Raw genomic sequence first — 22,404 nt, 5'->3', positions numbered from 1 at the left:
TTTCACTTCACTTCTCCCGCGTTGACCTCATTGCACATCCCATCACCATTCGCCTCGTCCAGCATGACAGCTGGAGCGGGCTTCAGGTGATGCAGCGCCCGGATGTCACCGTTACGGATCACATGGCGCACGCTGTCGCGGTTCAATCCGATGTCGCGCAGTTCATGGTCCGACATTCTCTCCAGTGTCTGGATCAGGATGCGGTTCTTCCTGGCTCTGCGCCAACGTTCCAGAATCCCGATCGCGTTCCTGCGACAGGTAATCCTGCCAACCATGGTCGAAACGGTCATTGTGATACTCCCCGTTCCTTACGCCCTGAGGGGCTGGTGGAGGCAGGTCTGCCCGATTGCGTCGACATGCCGGTGGTCGGTACCACAGCAGCCACCGAAGACCCGCAGGTTCGGCAGGACCGCCAGGAGGTTGGCATAGTCCCTGCCAAGTTCCTGCGGATTGCCGTCATCCAGCTCTTCAGCTTCATCCAGCTCGGCGTGGCTCAACCGCGAAGCATTCGCGCGCAGACCCCGAATTCGCCTGGTCCAGTCCGCTCCTTCGTCCAGAACATGCCGGAAGTGATCCGGGTGGGCGCAATTGATCATGTAGTAGGCGGGCGGGCAGTCGGCATCGAGCTCGGCGATTGCGTCCTTCAGGGGTTGGCCTGTCGGCAGGTGCCCATCTGTCTCAACAGTGAAGGCAAGAGCCAACGGCACGTCCCGCTTCGCACAAGCCCGCGCTATGCCCATGGCTTCGCCGGCATGCGTCATGGTGATCGCGCTGATCATATCGACCCCTGCTGCATCCAGTGTGGCGACCTGAACAGCGTGATAGTCCTCGGACTCCGCAGAGGACATCATGGTTTCGGGCGCGTAGCCGTCTCCCCGGGGACCCATATTGCCGCTGATGACAAAGGGATGTTCACCTTCGAACTCGGCACGCAGTTCGAAAAGCATTGCAACCGCTTCCTGGTTTGCATGTTTCAATTCTTCGGCCGAATAACCAAGACGGTCACCCCAGTCACGGCTGGCGCGCCATGTCGCGCTGTCGAGAATGAAGCCCGAGCCCTGCGCATTCGCGATACGGGCGTAGCGTTCGTAGTAGCGGCGAAGGGCAACGCGGCCTTCTGTTTCTTTCAAGGCATGAAAGGAAGCAAACAGTGGCAGGTCGATGCCATCATGAAAAATCAGAGTTGTTTCAAGGCCACCATCGGTAAGCAGGCAGGCGTCACCAATCTGCGGCAGTTTATTACGGTACTTGTAAAGTTCCATCTTCGGTATTCTCTTGGCTCAAATGATTTGCGTACTGCGTTGCGTCTTTCCTTCCGCCGCAGAGCAACATTTATTTTGTTGATTTCAGTAATTTTGCCGCGCGATGCTTGGCTATCCAATCAAACGACGACCTGACCTTAGATAGCCGGGCAAGGAACTTTCACGTATGACGGCCGTCACACCGAATGAGGTGGACGCTCATCTTCGAGAAACTGACCTTTTGCGAAGGGGAATTGCCACGAGGGGACAATGGCCAGGAGAAGGCATTGAACCGATCAACGCATCTAACGCGTGCCTTGCGGGATATCGGCCAAAGACACAAGCAACCGGCAAGGGGGCTGGCCGGAACTTGCGGAGGCTGAATAACGAGCCGGCGCGGTCCCAAGAGACCCAGCCGGCTTGGCCTTGTCCGCAGTCAGGCGGCTAGACGGGTTTGACTGACTGCGGGCGTTGTTTATCGAACCGAACGGAGCCCGTTAGAGAGCCCGGTTCATGACAAGGCAGCCCGGCCGGGCAAATGCGGCGTCGTACGCAGTTCAACATCAAGCTCCGACGCAAGGTCGAAGAAACGCCGGCGCACGCCCGAGGCGTAGGGGTTCAGCCCCTCGATCGCATCAAAAAGCTCCGGCGGATCGTGGCGAACCATTTCGATAGCCTCGTTGAGAAGGTCGAAGCTTCGGGTGGTGGTCATCCGGGGAAGTGGCCCCATCTTCACCAGCACCTTGGCAATCAAGTGGGTAAGGCCCTGGGACAGCGCTGCATCGCGATCATGCGCATCCGGTGTTGTTTCGAACACATCCAGCCCAAGGGCCACCTTGAGAAAGGCGGCAACACGTTTGTAGCTTCGGCCTTTCAAAGGGCACAGTGCGATTTTCAGTCCCTGCAATCCGTTGCGAGCGCTTTGCGGTCCGAAAAGCGGATGGGTCGCAAGGATTTCGACATGTGGTGGCAGCAACTCCAGCATCAGACGAGCGGGCTCGACCTTTACCGAACCGACATCCAGCACCAGCGTATTCGGCCTCAGATGCGGCGCTATTGCACGCAGTGTTTCTTCCATACAGGCTACCGGAACAGCGACCACCACGATCCGGCAGGCGGCGACCTCGGCAAGGTCCGCACTGCCATCATAACGCGGATCATGGATCAGCAGTTCGACATGAGAAGAAAGATGCTCGGCGATCAATCGCCCGAACGCCCCGTAACCAATAAGGCCGAGCGTGAAAGAGCGATGTGGTTTACATATTGCAGCTTGGAAAACAGTCATGGCTTAACTCGGTGAATTGGCTGCAGGGCCAAGAGCTGTATACCGAGTCACAACCGCTGGCGATGCAGCGGTAAACAGACAGCAAAGTCCCTCCGCTAACTTGGCGGATAATAATAGTTCGCAGTGTTGTGCAGGACGTTGCTCATGCTCTTGAGCTAGCAAGCCCGGTGGGACAAGTCAATGCGGCGCGATCATCTCAATATGGCAACTTGTGTTGACCGTACAGGTAGGTAGTCGACAACACGGCAATTCAAACAACCGTTTCCAGCGCGTCACCCAACGCAGCCGGCCCAGCGAAGATGAATTCAGCGACCCTTAGTCGAAGTAGTTTACCCAACCGATAACCTTGCCGCTGCCGTCCTTGATTTCGTCATTGAAACGTATGCCATGGAGGGATCCAACGTTTGGCGACACGGATCGAGGAAACCTGTTCTCAACGACATTTTTCACCTGGGCGCCAAACGAATGCCAGGCCCAGTCACCAAAATTTTTCGGTTTTGCCGGCTGCCTTCTTGAAAAGGAAGTGGCCATGACTCGTCTCCCGCTAGTCCTGATCCCCGGCATGATGTGCGACGCCCGGCTCTACGGGCCGCAGATCGCAGCCTTTTCCGGGTCGCGTGCACTGCATCTTGCTCCGAAAAGCAACGAGGACAATGTCGAGGCCCTGGCGGCGGCGATCCTTTCCGGTGCACCGCAACGCTTTGCGCTCGCGGGCCTTTCCATGGGCGGGATCGTCGCCATGGAGGTCGTGAGGCAGACGCCCGAACGTGTGGAGCGTCTGGCACTTCTCGACACCAATCCGCGTGCCGAACTGGACACGGTGAAGGAAAAGCGGGCGCCACAAATGGCGGCGGTCCGCGCAGGTGGGCTCTCGGACGTCATGCGCCTCGAGGTCATTCCAAATTTCGCACATGACAGGTCGACCGCTGCCGACCTCGAGATCCTTGCGCTTGACATGGCCGAAAGCCTCGGACCCGAGGTCTTCCTGCGCCAGTCGAAAGCGCTGATTGACCGCCCGTCACAGACCGAAACGCTGCGCGCCTACAAAGGCAAGGCTCTGGTTCTGACCGCCGAGAGCGACAGGCTCTGCCCCCTTGATCGGCATACACAGATGGCCGAACTGCTTCAGAACTCGGTTCTGGAAATCATCGAACAAGCCGGTCACCTGACGACACTGGAACAGCCGGCGGCAACGAATGCCGCACTCGCACGATGGCTTGAGGACTAGGATTAGAATGGATCAAGAATTTCTGGAACTGCTAAAACGCGTGGATACACCGACGGTCTGCAATGCCATCGAGGTTGTCGAGGGCAAGCGCGGCTTCAATGGCTTCACACGAGGCACCATGCTGCGCAGCGCACCGGAGGGTGGCGCCATGGTGGGCTACGCCTCAACGGCCAAGATCGCCGCACTCGAACCACCCACAGAGCCTGCGGACGTCATCCGCGCCCGCCGCATGGAATACTACCGGCGCATGGCCGAGGCCCCCAAACCCTCGATAGCCGTCATCGAGGACGTAGATTACCCGCATTGCATCGGGGCCTACTAGGGCGAGGTGAATACTTCGATCCACAAGGCCTTCGGCATGTCCGGTGCCCTCACCAACGGGGTCATGCGCGACCTCGGCGATATGGCAGAAGGATTTCCGGTGGTCGCGGGTTCCGTCAGCCCCAGCCACGGGTTCGTGCATGTTCGCGAGTTGGGCACGCCTGTCAGCATCTTTGGGCTGACTGTCCAAGACGGTGACCTGGTCTACGCCGACCGCCATGGCGCCGTGGTCATTCCAGCGGAGGTCATACCCGGCCTTAAAGAAGGTATTGCCAAGCTCTTTGCCTCGGAAAAGATCGTTCTGGAAGCCACAGCAAAAGGACCGATGGACTTTGCCGCCTTCGAGAAGGTCTGGAAGGCCTTCGAAGCGGCCCGCGTCTGAGGACACGGGCACAGCAAAGAGGACATGAAACCAGCTAATTGCTATAGCTTGAGGTTCATTCTTTGCCTGTTGCCCGGTGGCCTCGGACTGGCTCAGACCGATCTCATATCAGCCGTCGAGATCGCGTTTGGACAGAATGCGATCGACGAGTCCCCATTCCAGGGACTCTTTCGGTGTCATGCGCTCCTTCGTGCGCAGGATTTCTTCCGCATGGATCGCCATGTCCGACGCCCTCAACAAGGTGTGGCCTGATCGTCAGAAACGTTCGGTTGCCGCTGATCGGCTGTAGCTGAAATTGCACGACATTTTCCAGAAACGGCAGTGGCTCATTGCTCAGCCGGAAATAGATCTCTTCGTGTAGATTCCTTGCCAAGTTCCCGTGCCATATTGACGAAAGCCCGGAAGGCAGCCGAAGGGTTTTTGCGCCCGGGATAATAGAGACACAGCGGCGACGTTGGCGGGGTCCAATCCTGCAGGACCCGTTCAAGTCGCCCGGCAGCGATGTCGTCGCGCACGTTGGCTTCCATGAAAAACCCGATCCCGATCCCGTCGAGAACGGCCATTCGTGCAAGCGAAGCTTCATCAAGTGTAATCGGACCCTCCACGTCGATCAGGAGGGCGTTGCCATCCTTCTCGAAATGCCAGCGATAAAGCGCACCGTTTGGCAGCCGGACACGGATGCACTGGTGTGCCAGAAGATCGGGTGGGGCGATCGGACTCCCATGTTCTTCGAGGTAGGCGGGGGTGGCGACCACGGCAAAGCTGCGAGGCGCACCTAGCGGCACGGCGATCATGTCGCTTGGCACCAGGTCGGCGGTCCGGATTCCCAAATCGAACCCTTCGGCAACGATATCGACGATCCGGCCTTCGGTGACGAGATCGATGTGAACCTGTGGGTAGCGCTGCAGGAACGCCAGAACGAGCGGCGCAAACACTTCCCGGGCAGCTGTTGCGAAAGCATTGATGCGCAATGTCCCCGAAGGCGTGTCCTGTTGCGAGCGCACGGCTGCCATTGCGTCCTGGATGTCACGCAGTGCAGGAGACACCTGTTCGACGAAGGTTCGACCGGCATCCGTCAACGAGACACTTCGCGTGGTGCGATTGAACAGGCGAACGCCGAGTTGCCGTTCCAACTTGCCAATAAGGTTGCTGAGCGCCGTCGTCGACAGCCCGAGTTCGAGCGCCGCTGCACGGAAAGACCCTCGATTGGCGATGGCCAGAACCGCTTCAAGTTCTCCCAGGATCTGACGTGACATTGTTCCGATTTTCGTAATGTTACATCCAGCTTTATCCCAATTATCGCGATTAAGGTCCAGCCATATATTTCGACCATCGACGCCGGAACACCCCGCTGATCCGGCTTGACCATCACCAGAAACGGAGATGTCAGATGGACATCCGGTTACCAGAACCGATTGCGGCCTATTTCGAAGCTGACGGAAACAGGAATGCCGATGCCGTCGCTGAATGTTTCAGCGAAGACGCGGTCGTCAAGGACGAGCAAAACGTGAATGCGGGACGCACCGCGATCCGCCGATGGAAGGCGGAAGCTTCAACAAAGTACTCCTACACGGTCGAACCTTTCGCAATCGAGGTGAAAGGAGATCGCACAGTGGTGACGGGTCACGTTGTCGGGAACTTTCCCGGCAGCACTGTCGACCTGAAGTATTTTTTCCGCCTGACGGGCGAAAAGATTGCCGAACTGGAGATCCTGCCGTGAGCAAGTTCCTCAGTCTTGAAGGCAAACGAGCGCTTGTCACGTCCGGAACGCGAGGCGCAGGGGCTGCGACGGTCAGACTATTCCGGGAACTCGGGGCCGAAGTGCTGACAAGCGCCCGGACCAGACCGGACACGCTTGAAGATGGCGTCCAGTTCGTCGCGGCAGACCTGACCACGACCGAAGGCTGCGATGACCTTGCCGCCGCTGTCCGGGAAAGGCTGGGAGGCGTGGACATCATTGTTCATATGCTCGGCGGTTCCTCTGCTCCGGGAGGCGGGTATGTCGCCCTGACGGATGCCGAGTGGCACAACGAGCTCTATCTCAATCTCTTTCCTGCCGTTCGTCTGGACCGGCAACTCGTGCCGGACATGGTTGAACGGGGTAGTGGTGTCGTCATCCACGTTTCGTCGATCCAGAGGGAGTTGCCGTTGCCTGAATCAACGACCGCCTATGCGGCGGCGAAGGCAGCGCTGTCTACCTACAGCAAGGCCCTGTCGAAAGAAGTCTCGCCAAGGGGTGTGCGTGTGCTGCGTGTATCGCCCGGGTGGATTGAGACGGAAGCGTCGGTGCGTCTTGCCGACCGTCTCGCCAAACAGGCCGGCACCGATTACGAGGGCGGCAAGAAGATGATCATGGATGCGCTTGGCGGAATACCGATCGGTCGCCCGACAAAACCGGAAGAGGTCGCAAACCTGATTGCGTTCGTGGCGTCCGACCGCGCAGCCACGATCACCGGCACCGAATACGTCATTGACGGGGGCACCATACCGACAACGTAGACATGACGAATGCGCGGATCAGGCGGGAGTGCCCCACCCGCCGATCTGAGAATAGATCGTGTCGCGAAGATTTCGGATGTTCTTGTTGAGGCTCGCGAGGTCTTCGGGGCTTTGCATCGAAGCCGTTAGCAGAGCCTCACCAAGGCATCCTGCCCTGGACTGAAGCGCACGGCCCTTGTCGGTCAAGGCCACGACAACCTGTCGCTCGTTGTTTGGGTTTCGGGTTCTTTGCAGCAGTCCCGCCGTTTCGAGACGCTTGAGAAGCGGCGTGAGTGTACTGGATTCCAACGCCAGGGTCTCGGCGATTGCCCCGACTGTCTTCTGGTCGTCGCGCCAGAGAACATTGAGAACGAGATACTGCGGATAGGTCACCCCGAGCTCGTCAAGAAGGGGTTTGTAGACGCGCTGAATGGCAATCCCTGCCGAATAGATCGCGTAGCAGAGTTGATCGTCCAAAGGCGGTGGACTGTTCTTCCGGTCATTCGTCATGCGCTGCTCCTTTGCCCCCGTATATCAAACCACATCGCGAGAAACAATATCGCGATAACATTTCTCTTGACCTGAAAATTCTATCGCTATAATCACTCTTATCGCGATAACTGTTATCGCGTTTTTTTGGAGAAGAGCCATGAAGACCAAGACGAAAATGTTTGTTCTGGCGGCTGCCGCCGTTGCCGTCATCGGACTGAAGTCCGCGAACGCGTCAGACACCATTCCGGCGGATCAGACTGTCAGGAATGTTGTGCTTGTTCACGGCGCTTTTGCGGATGGCTCCGGCTGGCGCGGCGTCTATGACGAACTGACAATGCGTGGATACCGGGTCACCATCGTCCAGAACCCGCTGACATCTCTGGAAGACGATGTTGCGGCCACCAAACGCGCATTGGACCGGCAGGACGGCCCGGCCATTCTTGTCGGGCATTCCTGGGGCGGTACGGTCATTACCGAAGCGGGGGTCGACCAGAAGGTTGCCGGGTTGGTCTATGTCTCGGCGCTTTCACCGGATGCCGGCGAAACGACAGCTCAACAATATGATGGATTTCCAGCGGCTTCCGAGTTCGTCATCGACACTTCGGAAGACGATTTCGCCTATGTCGACCGGGAAAAATTCAAATCCGGCTTTGCCCATGACGTCAGCGACGCGGACGCCGCTTTCATGCGGGATTCTCAAGTTCCCCTCAACTTGGCAGCGTTTGGCACGAAGCTGAAGAATGCCGCGTGGCGCTCCAAGCCGAGTTGGGCGGTGATTGCAACCGAAGACAAGGCGTTCGACCAGGCCATGCTGATCCACATGGCGGAGCGTATCGGTGCAAAGATCACGAAGGTCTCTGCCAGCCACGCTCTCTTCATGACCCAGCCGAAAGTCGTCGCCGACACGATCGACGAAGCCGCACAAACGGTCTCGAACCAGCATTAAACAACACAAGCATCGATAGAGGTCGATCACATGGACAAGACCATGCAGCTCGAAAAGACAAATGCCGAATTCGATTTCATCGTATGCGGTGCAGGTTCCAGCGGGTCGGTTGTCGCAGCCAGATTGGCCGAAGACGGCAATGCCAGGGTTCTGCTCCTTGAGGCTGGAGGCGACGATCTCGCCGAAAGTGTCATGGAACCGGCTCAATGGCCGTTGAACCTTGGCAGTGACCGTGACTGGGGCTTCGTTGGTGAACCAACACCTGCGCTCGCCGGCCGCCGGCTTCCCTTAAGCATGGGCAAGGGGCTTGGTGGTGGTTCAAGCATCAATGTCATGGTGTGGGCCCGGGGCCACAAGGAAGACTGGAACCATTTCGCCGCAGAATCCGGCGACGAAGCCTGGGGATACCAGTCCGTGCTCGGATATTACCGCCGTATTGAAGACTGGCGCGGAACACCGGATCCTCTGCGAAGGGGATCCGGCGGCCCCGTCCACGTCGCGCAACCTGACAGTCCAAAGCCGGTTGCCAGGGCACTTCTCGACGCGGCGGAGATGATTGGTGTTCCCGTCTTTGACACGCCCAACGGCGAGATGATGGAAAGTGCCGGCGGTGCATCGATCGCGGAACTGAGGATCCGCAATGGCAAGCGGGAGTCGGTCTTCCGGTCCTACACCCACAAGATGATGGTGCAACCAAACCTGACTGTGTTGACCAATGCGTTGGTCACGCGGCTCCTATTTGAGGGAAAGAAGGTGATCGGCGTTGAAGCTTTGGTCGCTGGCGAATATCGGCAGTTCCACGCGCGATATGAAACGGTGCTGTCACTTGGCGCTGTTCACACACCCAAGGTTCTGATGCAGTCCGGTATCGGTCCCGAGGACGAACTGCGGGTTCACGGCATCCCCGTTGTCCAGCATCTTCCCGGCGTTGGCCGCAATCACCAGGATCACATCGCGTTTGGGTGTACCTGGGCGTACCGTAAACCTGAGGAGGTCGGCGGTGGCGGTTGTGAAGCGACCCTCTACTGGAAGAGCAATTCCGGTCTTCAGCAACCCGATATCCTTCAGTGCCAGCTTGAGTTTGCCGTGCCCAGCCCTGTTGAAACGGACCTGGAAACACCTGAACACGGCTGGACGATGTTTGCCGGGCTTGCACAGCCGAAAAGCCGGGGACGGCTGCGTCTGTCCGGGCCGGATGCCCGCGACCCTATGCTCATCGAACCCAACTCCTTGAGTGAGCCGGAAGATCTGACGGCTGCATTGGCGGCGGTGGAACTATGCCGTGAAGCGGGAAACAGTGAAGCCTTCGCGCCACTGGTCAAAACCGAGACGGCACCGGGGTCCCGGAACAAGTCAGGCATGATCGACTTCATCCGGAAATCCGCAGTCACCTACTGGCATCAATCCTGTACGGCCAAGATGGGGCGGGACAGCATGTCGGTGGTTGATAATCAGCTCAAGGTATATGGTATCGAGGGCCTTCGGCTGGCCGACGCCTCGATCATGCCGCGCATCACGACCGGCAATACGATGGCCCCATGTGTCGTCATCGGAGAGCGGGCGGCGGATATGATCCGGCACCAGCACGGGTTGTCCGATGCGCCCAACACCGACCATTGACACGTCCAGGGGACGTTTAATCTCTGATTGAAACATGGTCTGGACGCGGCGGCTCCCTCCGCCGCGTCCACTTTTGTTGATCACACAGCCAAACTGAGCCGATCTTCATCTCGGGCAGAGCATGAAGGGACAGGTGTTTCCGAATGTGGATGCAGAAATCCGAACGGGAGAGACCAAACAGTCTTTCAGACGTTCGCTCACAACGGAAACCCCGCCCGCTGACATAGGCAGGGGCGGGGACAAGGCCGGGGACAGGGCCGGGGGACGACGGTGTTGAAATATGCCTGTTTCGCTATCGCAACCGACGAAGTCCGCTGCAAGGATGTCAGGCAGCCACCAGCTGCAACTCGTCAACCACCTCATTGGCTGCCTTCTTGGCTGCGGCGATGGCCTCTTCCTGGAAAGCGGCACCGAAGGCAAGTTTCTCGGCGCGAATGAAAGTGACGTCCGTGATGCCGATGAAGCCGAGCAAGGTGCGCAGGTGAGGTTCCTGGGCATCCATGAGCTGCGCCGGTCCTTCGCTGTAGAGGCCGCCTCGTGTCAAGACGACGATAGCACGCTTGCCTTTCAGGAGGCCTTCAGGACCTGCCTCGCTATAGGAAAAGGTTACTCCGGCGCGCAGCACGTAGTCGAACCAGGCTTTCAGCGTGGACGGAATGCCGAAGTTGTACATGGGCGCACCGATGACCAGCAGGTCGGCCGCTTTCAACTCGGCAATGAGTTCGTCGGAGAGGGCCTGCGCATTTGCCTGCACTTCGTTTTCAGCTTCGGGAACACGCAAGGCAATCGTGGAATCCTGCGTCAGATGCGGTACGGGATTGCTCCCCAGATCGCGGGCAATGACCTTGCTTTTACCGTTCTTGAGACGCAACTGGTTTACGATGTGGGTGGTAAGCTGGTTGGATACGGAGGCATCGCCCAGAACACTGCTTGTCAGTACGAGAACTTTAGACATTGATTGTACGTCCTGCTTTTTATGAAAGAAATTCAGTCGTCAACTTGGTTCCCGGATGCCTTTTCCGGAACCGTCATTTTCCGCACCAGATTGTTGCTCTGAGAGGAACGCATGATTGATCTGGACGATATGCGATGCTTCATCGAAGTCGTGGAATGCGGCAGCCTGAGCGCGGCCGCGACGCGGCTCGGCATCTCGAAATCCATCGTCAGCCGCAGAATTGCGCGGATTGAAGACCTGCTCGGCACCCGTCTTCTGGATCGGACGACCCGCGGCATTGCCCCCACGGAGGCTGGCCAGGAATTCAAATCCAGAAGCGAGGATCTTCTGGCCAACTATGAAGACACGCTCGAAGCAATCTCCGAGCACTCGAACGAAATCGTCGGAGAATTGCGACTGTCGGTCCCTCTTGCCTTCGGGACAAGACATCTTGGCCCGATCCTCGGATCTCTGGCCTGTCGTCACCCGCGGTTGAAAGTAGATGCCTCGTTTTCTGACCGTGTTGTCGATCTGATCGGCGAGCGGTTCGATGCTGCGATCCGAATTGGGAAGTTGCGCGATTCCAGCTACGTCGCTCGCAAGATCGCACCAATCAACTCGATCGTCGTCGCCAGCCCGACCTACCTGAAGCAAAACGGCACACCGCAAACGCCTGAAGACCTGACCGCCCACGAATGCCTCATTTACACAGCTGCGCTTTCACCGGACTGGATCTTCCACAGTGGCAACGGGACCATCTCGGTACGCCCCTCGGGACGTCTGCGCACTGACAACGGAGACATAACCGTAGCCTGGGCGGTTGCGGGGCTTGGAATCGCTCACGCACCCCTGTTTCTCGTCAACGATGCGGTTGAGCGCGGTGACCTTGTTCCCCTGCTGCTTGACTATCCAACACCTGAAGTCGGCCTTTACGTACTCCGCCCCCCTGGCGCGAATACACCCCGGAAAGTCAGGGTCCTGATCGACGCGCTCGTCGAGACCTTTTCCGGCAAGCTGGAATGGAAAGGCTGGACCAGTCCGTCCGAATGAAACGACATGGGCCAGAGACGCCGCAAAAGGCAAAGCTGAATTGGCAGCGGCGGCATTGCCAGGAAGGGCCTGCCGCCGCGGCTTTTGTTATTGCGGGGGACGTAACGCCTGAAGTTCAAGAAGCTTGTTCGCGCAACTCGGCGACATGCTTGCCGCATTGGCCTGAAGGCACTGCAGAAGCCTGCCACCGCCCGGCTGTATGCCGGAGCACAAGCTGCGCACGTCTGCTTCGCAGGCGGTCCTGATTTCCCGCATCTGCTGACGGGTCAGCTCCTGGGCATGAGCCCCGGAGACGCCCAGAAGCAAAAGAGCCGAAATTAAAAATCTCATGAAAATCATCCTATGTCTTGAGGGGGACGACGGGCGCGTAGAACATTGGCGGCCACGCGCCCGTCTTTGCCGGTGCGGCGGGAGCACCGGCAATTCTGTCGTATTGAGATGCGGGTTATCTGAGGGTAAGGCGAGGAAACCGGGAGGCCTCAAGCTGTTCTTCCGTTAGCGCTGCGCGCAGGTTCTCGACTGCGGTTTTCAACGCTGCACCCTTTTCGCCATAGACGGAGAGGACGTCCGCCAGAGCTTCAATCCGGCCGAAAGCTTCCGGACCTGCGGGATCTTCGTCAGGCGCTCCTGCAAGGGCGCGCACGGTGCCGGCATCCGGGACCAGAGCGAGCATTGCAGCGGTATAGGCTCGCCATTCGTCCTGCTGGTCGGCCCGGATGCCGATTGCCGTTTCCTGCGAACTCAACGCTCCGGCCAGCCTGAACCTGGCGGCTTTCCCGGTATAGAAATGCCGAAGATGATCGAGGCGCTCCGCAACGTCGTAGATGTCGGGAACGCCCCCGAAGACGATAGGCAATTCGGGTGGATAGGCAGGGCCTTTGATGGCGAAGGGATTGTCCTGCGACACCGCGGCAAAAGGCATGACGGCGGCAAGCGTGACGCCGGCCACAAGTGACAAGGGGATCAGCTTCTTCACGGTACTCTCCAACTCGTTGTCGATGGAGAGATCCTGCAAATTCCGCATATCCGCCGGTTTTCCGGCTGATGGGAAATTGTAGCTTTTTGTTTCCCGCCCGGTGGTCAGCTTGACTTGAAGAGGGGCAGCGTCACCTTCACCCGACCACCCCGAGGGTTGTTTTCCAGACTGATGGCCCCGTCATGGGCTTCGGTCAGTGACCGGGCTACCGAAAGACCGAGGCCTGCACCGCCAGTTCCCCGGGACCTTGATGGTTCCGCGCGCACAAAGGGCTCGAGCAACAGCGATCTGGCTTCTTCCGAAAAACCGGGGCCATCATCATCAATCAGGATCGTTATCCGCTCTTCGTCCAGGACGAAGGTTGCCCGCGCGTGGGTGCCATATTTTATTGCGTTGTCGACCACGTTCAAAATGATGCGCCTGAGCGCGACACGATCGCCGACGATCCATGCCTGCTTCTGCGCGAAATCCTCGCTCGCTTCGGCAGGCAGTCCTGCTTCCCTGAACTCGGCAAACTCCGCGCTGACAAGCTCGCAGAGATCAAGCAACTCCTCGTCGAGCACGCCGACGCCGGCCCGGGAAATCAGGAGAGCATTGTCGAGCAGGGAGATCATGTCGGTGATATCGGACGTTGCCCGCTCCCGCTCCGAGGCGTCGGGCAGATTTTCCAGACGCAATCTGAGGCGGGTGGCGAAGCTGCGCACGTCGTGCTGGAGCCCGCCGATAAGCGCCATTCGCGAGCGGGTCATGGTGTGAAGCCGCTTTTGCAGCCTGTCGAACGCCCGGACGAGGGCTGAAATTTCCGGCGTACCGGCGCGGGTGTCCGGCAAGGGAACAGGTTCGGTAGACGGATCGATGCGGTCCACCGCCGCCGCCAGCCTTGCAAGCGGCCGGATCTCACGGTGGAACAGAAGCAGCGCAATAAACGCGAACACCGTACCAAGCAGACCCGCCCCCAGGCCGACAGGCAAGCCCAGAGGCGTGACCGGGAACGGCAGATGAACCCCGATTGCCAGAGCCTTGCCGTCTCCCGCTGTGATCCAGAACTTGAGCGGGCGCATCGGGCCGAAACGCCAGCGGCTGCCGTCCAGACCGTTCAGCTTGCGAGACTGTGCGGCAAGCAGGCGCTCTCCCAGAATTGCCCGGTAGGGTTCAAGCACACCACTGTCACGCAGTTGGCTGTCGGTTTCGGGAACCTCGGAAACGGCTACCAGTTGAACATCAAGCCCCGGCGAGCGGACAGCTTTCAGAACTGTGTCCTGCTGCGCGGGAGGAGTACCAGCAAAAAGCTCTGCAATCGCGGCAAGCTGCGCCGGTTCGGGGTTGGATGTTGCGCGCGAAAGACTGCCTTCGCGATAGGCGACGCCAAGCACCAGCAACCAGAGGACCAGAAGCAGGCTCGCGCCGATGGCAACAAGTCTTGCGACCAGGCCGAAGCGCATCTCACGCCACCTGCCGGACCGAGGCCGTCAGAAGATAGCCGCCATTGCGAACGGTATTTATCAAGCTGCTGCCGGGGCTGTAGCTTTCCAGTTTCTTGCGGATGCGCGAAACCAGGATATCGACTGTACGGTCGAAAGGACCGGCACTGCGACCACGGGTCCAGTCCAGAATCTGATCGCGGGAGAGAACCCTGCGCGGGCGGAGAACAAAACACGACAGAAGATCGAATTCGGCACTGGTGACGGACACCAGATCTCCATCGTCGGTCTCGACCTGGCGCGCGTCCAGATCGACAATGAAGCGGTCAAAGGCAAACCGTCTCGACATGGGCTGCGAGGGGTTGGAGGCGGCCCTGCGCAACATCGCCCTGACCCGTGCCAACAGCTCTCGCGGACCAAACGGCTTGACGACATAGTCATCGGCGCCGAGTTCCAGCCCGACCACACGGTCGGTTTCATCCCCTTTTGCCGTCAGCATGAGAATGGGCGTATTGCCTTGAGCACGCAGCCTGCGGCAGATGGATAGTCCATCTTCGCCCGGCAACATGAGGTCAAGAATGAAAAGGTCCGGCTGGACGCGTTCAAGCGCCGAATCCATGTCCCGGCCATCCTGTGCAGAGACGACTTCGAAGCCTTCCCGGCTTAGAAACTCGCCCACAAGGCGGCGGATTTCATGATCGTCATCCACGATCAATATTGTCTTTGCATCCGGTTCCATGAGTTCAATTGCACATGACGCCCCTGCGAAATCAAACGAAAACAGGCAGCGATTACAAAATCATACAAACCGGAAATCTAACGAAATGCCTTGGCTGCCAGAGCGCCGCACAGTGCAGAACCACCGCGACCACGGCATTTGTCTTCCTGAACGCGTCAGCAGGACCAACGCCGGCCGAACGGTCATGTTTTACAAATTGAAACATAACGCAACGCGCCGGAAAGACCCGGTGCAAGCGACAGGTCGAGGGTCTCCAGAGGCCGCTGCCAAGGCGGCGACGCATATGGAGAACACCATGATGAAACGACTGTACCTCGCGCTGGCGATCCTGATCGGCGCACCATCGCTTGCGGCGGCGGCAACGGTTGCCGTCTCCACCGGAAACGTGAACCTGAGGGCTGGTCCGTCGACCGGCTATCCCGTCGTCACTGTTGTTCCCGCCGGAACACGGATCACGACTTACGGCTGCGTTTCCGGCTATTCCTGGTGCGACGTGAGCTTCGGCGCGTATCGCGGCTGGGTGTCGGCCAGCTACATTCAAGTCGTTTACCGCGGCAACCCGGTCATCATCACGCCAGTGGTCGCACCCGCAGTCGGCCTCACCGTCGTTGCCTATAACCGCGCTTATTGGGACACCTATTACGCCGCGTATCCCTGGTATGGCCGCTGGGGTCATTATTACCGCCCGGGTTATCCGGTCGCGCCGGCGGCACGCGTTACTTCGCATGACAGGGCGGTTACCTGCACAGGAGACAGCTGCACGGCCACGCGGACGACGACGGGGATCTACGGCGGTTCGGCCAGCCAGTCCCGCACCTGTGCCAATGGTGAATGCAATGCCACCCGAAACGTGATCGGCCCTTACGGCGGCACCGCGTCACGCACTCGCAACTGCAGCACCAACAGTCAGTCCTGCACCGTCAGCCGGACGGGACCTGCCGGCGGCACCAGAACGCGGGTTTTCCAGCGTTGAAACGGTTACCGATCTGCGGACGGTTCGCTCATTGCGAACCGTCGCCAGGCACCCTATAGCGCCAGCTTGACCTTGCCGCCCTTCACAGACCGCGAGCAGCAGGACATCATGCGCCGGTTTTCCGCGCGTTCGGTGCGCGTCAGTACCACGTCGCGATGATCGATTTCTCCCTCAAGAACTTCAACCTCGCAACTGCCGCACAAACCTTCCCGACAATCGCAGGCAATGTCGATACCTGACGCGAGCAGTGCGTCGAGCAACGTTACATCTGCTGCGACTTCAAGCGTCAGGCCGGAATCCTTCAGTTCGACCTGAAAGGCGTTTTCCTTCGATGGATCGAGAGCGGTCTCCTGCGCGGAAAAATGCTCGAAATGCAAGGTGTCGGCCGGGTGACTTGCAGTGAGGTCTTCCAGCTGGGAAATCATCCGCTGCGGACCGCAAGCATAGATCTGCCCGCCGTCGCGCAAGCCGGCGACAATGGCGGCCAGGTCCGCGCGTGCACCTTCGTCCCCGGCATAGATCGCAAGCCTTCCGGAGTGATCGGCCTGCAACCGGTCCAGAAAAGCCATGCTTCCGCGGGATCGTCCGCAATAGTGGATCGTGTAGTCCCGCCCCAAGGCTTTCAACCGGTCTGCCATGGCGAGGATTGGCGTGATGCCGATCCCTCCGGCAATCAGGACGTATGAGCTGGCCTGTTCGTCGAGCCGGAAGAGGTTGCTGGGTCCGCGAAGGCGCAGTTCAAGCCCCTCTGCGGCGACCTCGTGAATTCGGCGCGACCCACCCCTCCCATCTTCTTCAAGAAGCACGGCGATATCGTAGTCCCTGCCATCGGCTCTGCCGCACAGAGAGTATTTGCGATCAAAGCCCTCAAGGCACACTTCGATATGTGCCCCTGCACTCCAGCCCGGCAGGGACCGGCCCTTGGCATCCTCGATCGTCAGCCCGAGGATGCCGTCTGCTTCCCTGCGGACATTCTTGACGCGGATCTTGCGCTCGATATCACGGCGCGCAGGCGCTCCGACCGGGAAATGATGGTTGCCGTTTGCAATCGAGGGCGTGGCCCGCTCGGGGTTCTTCACCGGATCCCACTCGACCCAGACATGATCCGGACCTCTGAAGGACGTATTGGCGAGGTAAGTGAATTCCTGTTCGGACAGTTGCAGGTGTGGCAGCCGGCGCGTCATTTCCTCCAGGAAGATCCGCATTTCCATACGGGCAATGTTCTTGCCCATGCACTGATGGCTGCCGTAGCCGAACGTAAGGTGATCGACGGCGTTGTCGCGGTAGATGTCGAACTTGTCGCCATCTTCGAAATGCCGCTCATCCTGGTTACCAGACGCCTGAACGATAAGCAGCTTCGCCCCTTCCGGGATCTCGACGCCACCGATGCTGGTCGCCGCCATCGCCTGCCGCCGCCACGCGACAATGGAACCGGAATAGCGCAGGCATTCTTCTACCGCGTTGGGAATCAGGCTCGGATCCTCGCAGATATCCTGCCAGGCCTGCCTGTGGGTGAGCAGTGTCTTGAACATGCCCGCCGAGGCAAGCGACGTCGTTTCGTGGGCGGCAACGATGATCGCCATCATCATCGAATGTACGTAGCTGTCCGGCACGACATCCGGCATTTCCGCGTTCTTGCGGATCGTCTCATGCATCCAGCCGGTTCCGTCCGGCTCCTTGCGCATCTTTTCGATGATCTTGCCCGCGTAGTTCCAGAACTGCCCAACGTCATGCGCAATGGCGACCTGTTGCTCGTCGGTGGGCTTGCCCCAGGTATTGACCGAGTGGGCGACCGAGAAGTTCTTGAGGACCGCGATGTCGTCTTCCGGAACGCCCAGAAAATGCAGGGCGACATTCAGTGGCACTTCGTAAAGCATGGCATCGACCAGATCGACCCGGCCGCTGTCGATGAAGGCGTCGATCTTTTCTCGCGTCAGCCGGCGCACCATCTCCTGCCTGGCTTCCAGATTATCCGGAAGAAAGTGGTCCATCAGGGCGCGCCGCCGTTCCATGTGTACGGGCTCGTCCTCGTTCACCATGGTCCGGTTCATTGCATAGCCGTAGCCTTTCAGAACCTCCATTGCTTCCGGCGTTGCCGGTGTGATTTTTTCCAGGGCGTTCCGGGGCGAGAAGAGGATGTTGTCACGAAAGACCGCCTTGATGTCATCGTAGCGACTGACCACCCAATAGCCGAGCTTGGGACTGTAGAAGACGGGTAACTGCTCCCGCGACCAGCGCAGTGCTTCTGCGGGGTCCGCCTGATAGGGTCCGGCGAACGCATCGAATTCGGCAGCCTTTTTGGAAAACGGACACTGGGCTTCGGCAGCGGCCGGGTTGTCCGGTCTGCCCCTTGAAGACTTACCGCCTGCCATCGCGTCTGCAGGGCTCGCAGTGCGTTCCATTTTCTCCTCCTCCCAGAAAAGTAGTCGGACCGCATCCCCCTTTGAAAAGGTACGTCTGCGGTCTGTGTCGGCTCCGATGCCAGAGGCTTGCCGGCAGATGCCAGACCAAATCTGATCCTACATCTGGTTTGGCAGCAAGAGCACTAGTCCCGGCAGTGTCAGCAAGATGATCAGACGAATGATATCGACCATCCAGAACGGCGTGACACCCTTGAAGATCGTGGCCGTCGGCACGTCGCCGACAACCGCCCGCAACACGAAGACATTCAGGCCGACGGGAGGTGTGATCAGGCTGATTTCGGTTACCACCACGACGATGATGCCAAACCAGATCGGATCATAGCCAAGCCCTGTGACGACCGGAAAGAAAATCGGCACGGTCAACAGCAGCATCGACAGGCTTTCGAACACGCAGCCGAGCGCAATATAGATGAGCAGGATCAGCCCCATGACCATCCACGGCGGCAGATTGTAGGCGGTCACCATGTCGCTAAGTGCGGTCGGTAGGCCTGCGATATTGACGAAGTTGGAGAAAATCCAGGCGCCGATCAGAACTGCAAACAGGCTGGCTGCGGTCATGGCCGTTTCGCGCAGGGCTTCCAGGGCATCTGCGAGCGACAGGCGTCTGCGGGCAAGCGCAATCAGAAAAGCCCCCATGGCACCCATGCCGGCGGCTTCCGTCGGCGAGAAGCTCAGGTTGATCGGCGGCACATCGAAAACACCATAGAGCCCGCCGATCACCAGAAAGAACAGCAACAGGACAGCCCAGACATCCTTCAGGGCGGACAGTCTTCCGCTGAGGTTGATGCGTTCACCTGCCGGACCGGCTTCCGGATCGCGCCAGACCGTGAACTGGACAGCAACCAGATAGAGTACGACACCCAGAAGGCCGGGAATGATGCCGGCGACAAAAAGCTTGCCGATAGAGGTTTCGGTCAGCAGACCGTAAATGACGAGGATCACCGATGGCGGTATGAGGATGCCGAGCGTCCCGCCGGCGGCAATCGATGCCGTCGACAGTTTGTCGGCATAGCCGAACCGACGCATTTCCGGCATGGCCACCTTCGACATTGTGGCGGCGGTTGCAAGGGACGATCCGGATATGGCCGCAAACCCGCCACAGGCAACGATGGTTGCCATCGCGAGACCACCGCGAAAATGGCCGAGGAACGCATTGGAAGCGGCATAGAGCTCCCGGCTGATCCCGGCCTTGTTGACGAACAACCCCATGAGGATGAACAGCGGAACGACCGAAAGGCCGTAATCCTGACTGGTATCGATGATCAGGCGAGCCGTCATGGAAATCGAGGCACGGTAGCCCGATTCAATCATGAAGCCGATCATTCCGACAAAGCCCATGGCGAAGGCGATGGGCACTCGCAGCAAGACCAGTACGAGAACCGCTGCGAATCCGAGAAGTCCTTCAAGCATGCCGGGGGCTCATCAATTTCGGTGCGAAAATATGGCCGAGCCCGCGGATAATGAGGACTGCGGCGGTAATTGCCGTGACGATGGAAATGAACCATCCGACATAGTGCAGGGGCAGGCGCAGATATTCCATGACGTCGCCATAGGAGCGGCTTCGTTCGGCCAGATCAAATACGCGCATGGCCGGCAGGACCAGCATCAGGCCGCAAAAGAGATCCGTGAAAGCGTTGCGCCAGCGGGTCAGTCCGGCGCGCTTGAACATGCCATCCGTCAGGTCGACGCAGATGTGGCCATCCTTTGCGGAAACGACCGGCAGAACCGAGAAAACCATGATTGCCATGAGCAGGCGCGTCATGTCGGCGGCAACTTCGATCGGCGCGTTGAACACCGACCGGAGCACCACGTCGCAGAACGTCATGACCATGAGGACGAACAAGGCAAACGAGGCAAGCAGCGCCGGCAGACTGGCCGCAAACTTGAGTAGACGGGACACGTCCAGATCCTTCAGCTGCGGGCGGTCCGGACGAACCGGACCGCCCGGACTCGTTTAGTTTCCGGCCATTTCCTGCTTGACCATTTCGTAGGCGGCTTTCGCGTCCACCCCGGCTTCCTGCAGTTCCGCCAGAACCTTGTCCGTGACTTCCTTGCTGATTTCCTCGAACTTGGCGATGTCATCATCGCTCGCAGGCGTGATCTTCGTGCCTTCTGCGTTTTTGGTCGCTTCATAGGCAATCGTGTCGGACTCGTCCCAGGATGCGCCTGCCATCCGGCTCGCGGGCTCGCCAAACACTTGCTCGTCCAGGGCCTTCTGGACATCCTCCGGCAGGCTGTCGAATTTTTCCTGGCTCATGATCACGGCAAAGGAGCCGCGATAGAGACCGCCCGGCATGTCATAAAGATACTTGGCCACTTCGTTCAGCTTGAAGCCGACACGCTCGCCGACATTCATCGCAACGGCGTCGGCCGCACCGGATTCCAGCGTTTCATAAACCTTCGGAGCCGGAACGTTGATGCCGATCAGGCCGAGCGCGGACCCCACATCGCCGGCAACACCGCCGCCGATACGCGTCTTCAGGCCGTTCATGTCGGCAAGACTGCTGACTTCCTTGCTGGAATGGATCTGACCGGGGCCATGGGTGTTGAGTGAAATGACCTTGACGCCACGATGCTCATTGAGGTCGGCGAGGTATTTTTCATAAACGCGCCAATAGGCGACGGATGCGTCTTCTGCGTTGCCTTCATAACCCGGCAGTTCAATCAGCTTCGTCCCGACGAAACGGCCCGGTTGATACCCGTGGAAGATGATCGCCATGTCTGCGGCACCATCGAGAACCAGATCCATCTGGGCTGGCGGCGGGGCGAGGCCAAAGACCAGCTCACCCGAGACTTCGCCGCCTGTAGCTTCTTCCATCATGGTGATCAGATTGGCAAAAATGCCGGTATTCACGCTATGGGTTGGCGGCAGCCAGCTTGAAATCTTGAGAACGGTTTCCGCCGAAAGCGCCGAAACGCTGAGGCTCAGTGAAACTGCGGCAGCGCCAACAATCTTGAATAGCGACTTCATCTTCCTCTCCCTTGAATGATGCGTCTGTCTGGCTGGGCTCCTCCGCAGGCCCGAGACCGTTTTTGAATACTTCCATTGATGAGCATGCCTTGTCAATAAATATGAAACTGCATGTATTTTTTGCAATCGAAAATAGAAACCGCCGTCGCTCCGCAATCATTTTCACGACGGATCAACGCTTCACGAAACTCCGAATATTCTTCTTGATTTCAGATATTTATCCAGATTTCTCAGCGCACAGCCCGCTTTACGCAGGCGATGAGTTAACATCCTGGCGAACAATCCACGTGTTGAAGCCCCTCCGCGATATGTGCAAAATCAAATAAATAAAATTGGGCCGCCGTTACATGGCGAGCCAGCCAGTGGCAGGGAGAAACGCATCTTGGACGTTCCATTCAAAACCACCCGCATGCTCAACTTCGGTGATTGCGACATCTCCGGCACAGCCTATTTTCCATCCTATCTGAACATCCTCAACGGTGTGAACGAGGAATTCTGGCTGAAGCTTGGCTATCCATGGCACAAGATTATCTGGGAGGAACGTTGGGGAACTCCGACTGTCCATCTATCCAGCGACTTCTCAAGCCCTTCCTTTTTCGGGGAAGAGCTGGAGTTCGAAGTAACCGTGAAGCGGGTCGGCCGGTCGTCGGTCACCATGCATCACGAGATCAGCTGCAAGGGAGAGAAGCGCTGGTCGAGCACCCAGGTGCTGGCCGCCAGCGATCTCGACAAGCATTGCTCCATTCCTTGGCCGGACGACGTGAAAACAGCCCTGCTGGCCTGTATGCCGCAAGATCAAGAAGACAGCTGACGGCTCAGAGGCTTCAGAACAAATCGCGTTGGTTTCCCGTCAAACGCGGCTCCCGCTAGTCACCCGAATCTGAAGTTCGTCTCAATTTCCGGCATGCTCCGAACGAACTTCAG

23 protein-coding genes and 2 pseudogenes are annotated in these 22,404 nt (G+C 58.7%); 9 read left to right on the top strand and 16 right to left on the bottom strand.

Going from position 1 to position 22,404, the window contains the following annotated elements:
* Positions 1-2 precede the first annotated feature (2 nt).
* The 4 genes from FIV03_RS30010 to FIV03_RS29995 all read right to left on the bottom strand — a co-directional run bounded on the left by FIV03_RS30010 (position 3) and on the right by FIV03_RS29995 (position 3,057).
* Positions 3-290 (bottom strand): DUF1127 domain-containing protein, encoded by a 288-nt coding sequence (locus FIV03_RS30010; RefSeq protein ID WP_286202326.1) that lies wholly within the window; start codon positions 288-290, stop codon positions 3-5.
* An 18-nt stretch (positions 291-308) separates the two neighbouring features.
* Positions 309-1,262 carry a homocysteine S-methyltransferase family protein gene (locus FIV03_RS30005; protein WP_152512415.1) on the bottom strand — a complete coding sequence of 318 codons (954 nt, stop codon included), beginning with the start codon at positions 1,260-1,262 and terminating at the stop codon, positions 309-311.
* Between the two features lie 490 nt (positions 1,263-1,752).
* The gene (locus FIV03_RS30000) at positions 1,753-2,526 is read right to left on the bottom strand and encodes a prephenate dehydrogenase (RefSeq protein WP_152512414.1); all 774 of its coding nucleotides are present in this window, start codon (positions 2,524-2,526) and stop codon (positions 1,753-1,755) included.
* Between the two features lie 315 nt (positions 2,527-2,841).
* On the bottom strand, positions 2,842-3,057 hold the full coding sequence (locus tag FIV03_RS29995; protein WP_152512413.1) for a hypothetical protein: 216 nt from the start codon (positions 3,055-3,057) through the stop codon (positions 2,842-2,844).
* Between FIV03_RS29995 and FIV03_RS29990 the strand changes: the two genes are divergently transcribed.
* Complete coding sequence (locus tag FIV03_RS29990) at positions 3,056-3,754, top strand: alpha/beta hydrolase (protein ID WP_152512412.1); 699 nt, start codon at positions 3,056-3,058, stop codon at positions 3,752-3,754. The genes FIV03_RS29995 and FIV03_RS29990 overlap by 2 nt on opposite strands.
* 7 nt (positions 3,755-3,761) lie before the next feature.
* Positions 3,762-4,457, top strand: a pseudogene (locus FIV03_RS29985) (RraA family protein).
* 108 nt (positions 4,458-4,565) lie between these two features.
* Here the strand turns inward: FIV03_RS29985 and FIV03_RS32085 are convergent.
* Positions 4,566-4,691: pseudogene (locus tag FIV03_RS32085) on the bottom strand (ATP-dependent Clp protease proteolytic subunit); the annotation flags it as partial.
* Between the two features lie 92 nt (positions 4,692-4,783).
* On the bottom strand, positions 4,784-5,713 hold the full coding sequence (locus FIV03_RS29975) for a LysR family transcriptional regulator (protein WP_152512411.1): 930 nt from the start codon (positions 5,711-5,713) through the stop codon (positions 4,784-4,786).
* 134 nt (positions 5,714-5,847) lie between these two features.
* Here FIV03_RS29975 and FIV03_RS29970 point away from each other — a divergent pair, with 134 nt between their 5' ends.
* Positions 5,848-6,177: a nuclear transport factor 2 family protein gene (locus FIV03_RS29970; RefSeq protein WP_152512410.1), complete on the top strand. Its 330-nt coding sequence runs from the start codon at positions 5,848-5,850 to the stop codon at positions 6,175-6,177.
* Positions 6,174-6,956: an SDR family oxidoreductase gene (locus tag FIV03_RS29965; RefSeq protein WP_077294546.1), complete on the top strand. Its 783-nt coding sequence runs from the start codon at positions 6,174-6,176 to the stop codon at positions 6,954-6,956. The genes FIV03_RS29970 and FIV03_RS29965 overlap by 4 nt, the downstream gene beginning before the upstream one ends.
* 18 nt (positions 6,957-6,974) lie before the next feature.
* Here FIV03_RS29965 and FIV03_RS29960 read toward each other — a convergent pair whose 3' ends face one another.
* On the bottom strand, positions 6,975-7,445 hold the full coding sequence (locus FIV03_RS29960) for a MarR family transcriptional regulator (protein WP_075283490.1): 471 nt from the start codon (positions 7,443-7,445) through the stop codon (positions 6,975-6,977).
* A 157-nt stretch (positions 7,446-7,602) separates the two neighbouring features.
* On the opposite strand from FIV03_RS29960, the gene FIV03_RS29955 reads away from it, so the two are divergent.
* Together FIV03_RS29955 and FIV03_RS29950 are read left to right on the top strand one after the other, a co-directional pair.
* A complete protein-coding gene (locus FIV03_RS29955; RefSeq protein WP_031269442.1) occupies positions 7,603-8,373 on the top strand; it encodes an alpha/beta hydrolase in 771 nt (256 codons plus the stop codon).
* Between the two features lie 30 nt (positions 8,374-8,403).
* Positions 8,404-9,993, top strand: a complete 1,590-nt coding sequence (locus FIV03_RS29950; protein WP_152512409.1) for a GMC family oxidoreductase N-terminal domain-containing protein — start codon at positions 8,404-8,406, stop codon at positions 9,991-9,993.
* A 325-nt stretch (positions 9,994-10,318) separates the two neighbouring features.
* Here the strand turns inward: FIV03_RS29950 and FIV03_RS29945 are convergent, their stop codons facing one another.
* Entirely contained in the window at positions 10,319-10,948 is a 630-nt protein-coding gene (locus FIV03_RS29945) for an NAD(P)H-dependent oxidoreductase (protein ID WP_152512408.1), read from the bottom strand.
* A 111-nt stretch (positions 10,949-11,059) separates the two neighbouring features.
* On the opposite strand from FIV03_RS29945, the gene FIV03_RS29940 reads away from it, so the two are divergent.
* Positions 11,060-11,977 (top strand): LysR family transcriptional regulator, encoded by a 918-nt coding sequence (locus FIV03_RS29940; protein ID WP_152512407.1) that lies wholly within the window; start codon positions 11,060-11,062, stop codon positions 11,975-11,977.
* An 87-nt stretch (positions 11,978-12,064) separates the two neighbouring features.
* Here FIV03_RS29940 and FIV03_RS29935 read toward each other — a convergent pair whose 3' ends face one another.
* The 4 genes from FIV03_RS29935 to FIV03_RS29920 all read right to left on the bottom strand — a co-directional run bounded on the left by FIV03_RS29935 (position 12,065) and on the right by FIV03_RS29920 (position 15,113).
* On the bottom strand, positions 12,065-12,307 hold the full coding sequence (locus FIV03_RS29935; protein ID WP_200863787.1) for a cysteine rich repeat-containing protein: 243 nt from the start codon (positions 12,305-12,307) through the stop codon (positions 12,065-12,067).
* A 115-nt stretch (positions 12,308-12,422) separates the two neighbouring features.
* The gene (locus tag FIV03_RS29930; RefSeq protein ID WP_023001299.1) at positions 12,423-13,001 is read right to left on the bottom strand and encodes a hypothetical protein; all 579 of its coding nucleotides are present in this window, start codon (positions 12,999-13,001) and stop codon (positions 12,423-12,425) included.
* A gap of 56 nt (positions 13,002-13,057) precedes the next feature.
* Positions 13,058-14,395, bottom strand: a complete 1,338-nt coding sequence (locus tag FIV03_RS29925) for a HAMP domain-containing sensor histidine kinase (RefSeq protein WP_152512406.1) — start codon at positions 14,393-14,395, stop codon at positions 13,058-13,060.
* Position 14,396: 1 nt separating this feature from the next.
* Positions 14,397-15,113: a response regulator transcription factor gene (locus FIV03_RS29920; protein ID WP_023001301.1), complete on the bottom strand. Its 717-nt coding sequence runs from the start codon at positions 15,111-15,113 to the stop codon at positions 14,397-14,399.
* A gap of 295 nt (positions 15,114-15,408) precedes the next feature.
* On the opposite strand from FIV03_RS29920, the gene FIV03_RS29915 reads away from it, so the two are divergent.
* Positions 15,409-16,086: an SH3 domain-containing protein gene (locus FIV03_RS29915; protein WP_152512405.1), complete on the top strand. Its 678-nt coding sequence runs from the start codon at positions 15,409-15,411 to the stop codon at positions 16,084-16,086.
* Between the two features lie 53 nt (positions 16,087-16,139).
* On the opposite strand, the gene FIV03_RS29910 is transcribed toward FIV03_RS29915, so the two are convergent.
* From FIV03_RS29910 to FIV03_RS29895, 4 genes are all read right to left on the bottom strand, one after another.
* On the bottom strand, positions 16,140-18,458 hold the full coding sequence (locus FIV03_RS29910) for a cytochrome P450/oxidoreductase (protein ID WP_152512495.1): 2,319 nt from the start codon (positions 18,456-18,458) through the stop codon (positions 16,140-16,142).
* Between the two features lie 147 nt (positions 18,459-18,605).
* The gene (locus FIV03_RS29905) at positions 18,606-19,919 is read right to left on the bottom strand and encodes a TRAP transporter large permease (protein ID WP_023001304.1); all 1,314 of its coding nucleotides are present in this window, start codon (positions 19,917-19,919) and stop codon (positions 18,606-18,608) included.
* Positions 19,912-20,409: a TRAP transporter small permease subunit gene (locus FIV03_RS29900; RefSeq protein WP_077294517.1), complete on the bottom strand. Its 498-nt coding sequence runs from the start codon at positions 20,407-20,409 to the stop codon at positions 19,912-19,914. Before FIV03_RS29900 ends, FIV03_RS29905 begins: the two co-directional genes overlap by 8 nt.
* Positions 20,410-20,463: 54 nt before the next feature.
* A complete protein-coding gene (locus FIV03_RS29895; protein WP_152507936.1) occupies positions 20,464-21,480 on the bottom strand; it encodes a TRAP transporter substrate-binding protein in 1,017 nt (338 codons plus the stop codon).
* Positions 21,481-21,889: 409 nt separating this feature from the next.
* On the opposite strand from FIV03_RS29895, the gene FIV03_RS29890 reads away from it, so the two are divergent.
* Complete coding sequence (locus FIV03_RS29890) at positions 21,890-22,291, top strand: thioesterase family protein (RefSeq protein WP_152512494.1); 402 nt, start codon at positions 21,890-21,892, stop codon at positions 22,289-22,291.
* Positions 22,292-22,404 lie beyond the last annotated feature (113 nt).

It is taken from the genome of Labrenzia sp. THAF187b, assembly GCF_009363375.1.
Lineage (GTDB): Bacteria > Pseudomonadota > Alphaproteobacteria > Rhizobiales > Stappiaceae > Roseibium > Roseibium algicola.
Note: the sequence above shows the minus strand (reverse complement) of the source record. Positions and strands in the feature narration are given on the sequence as shown.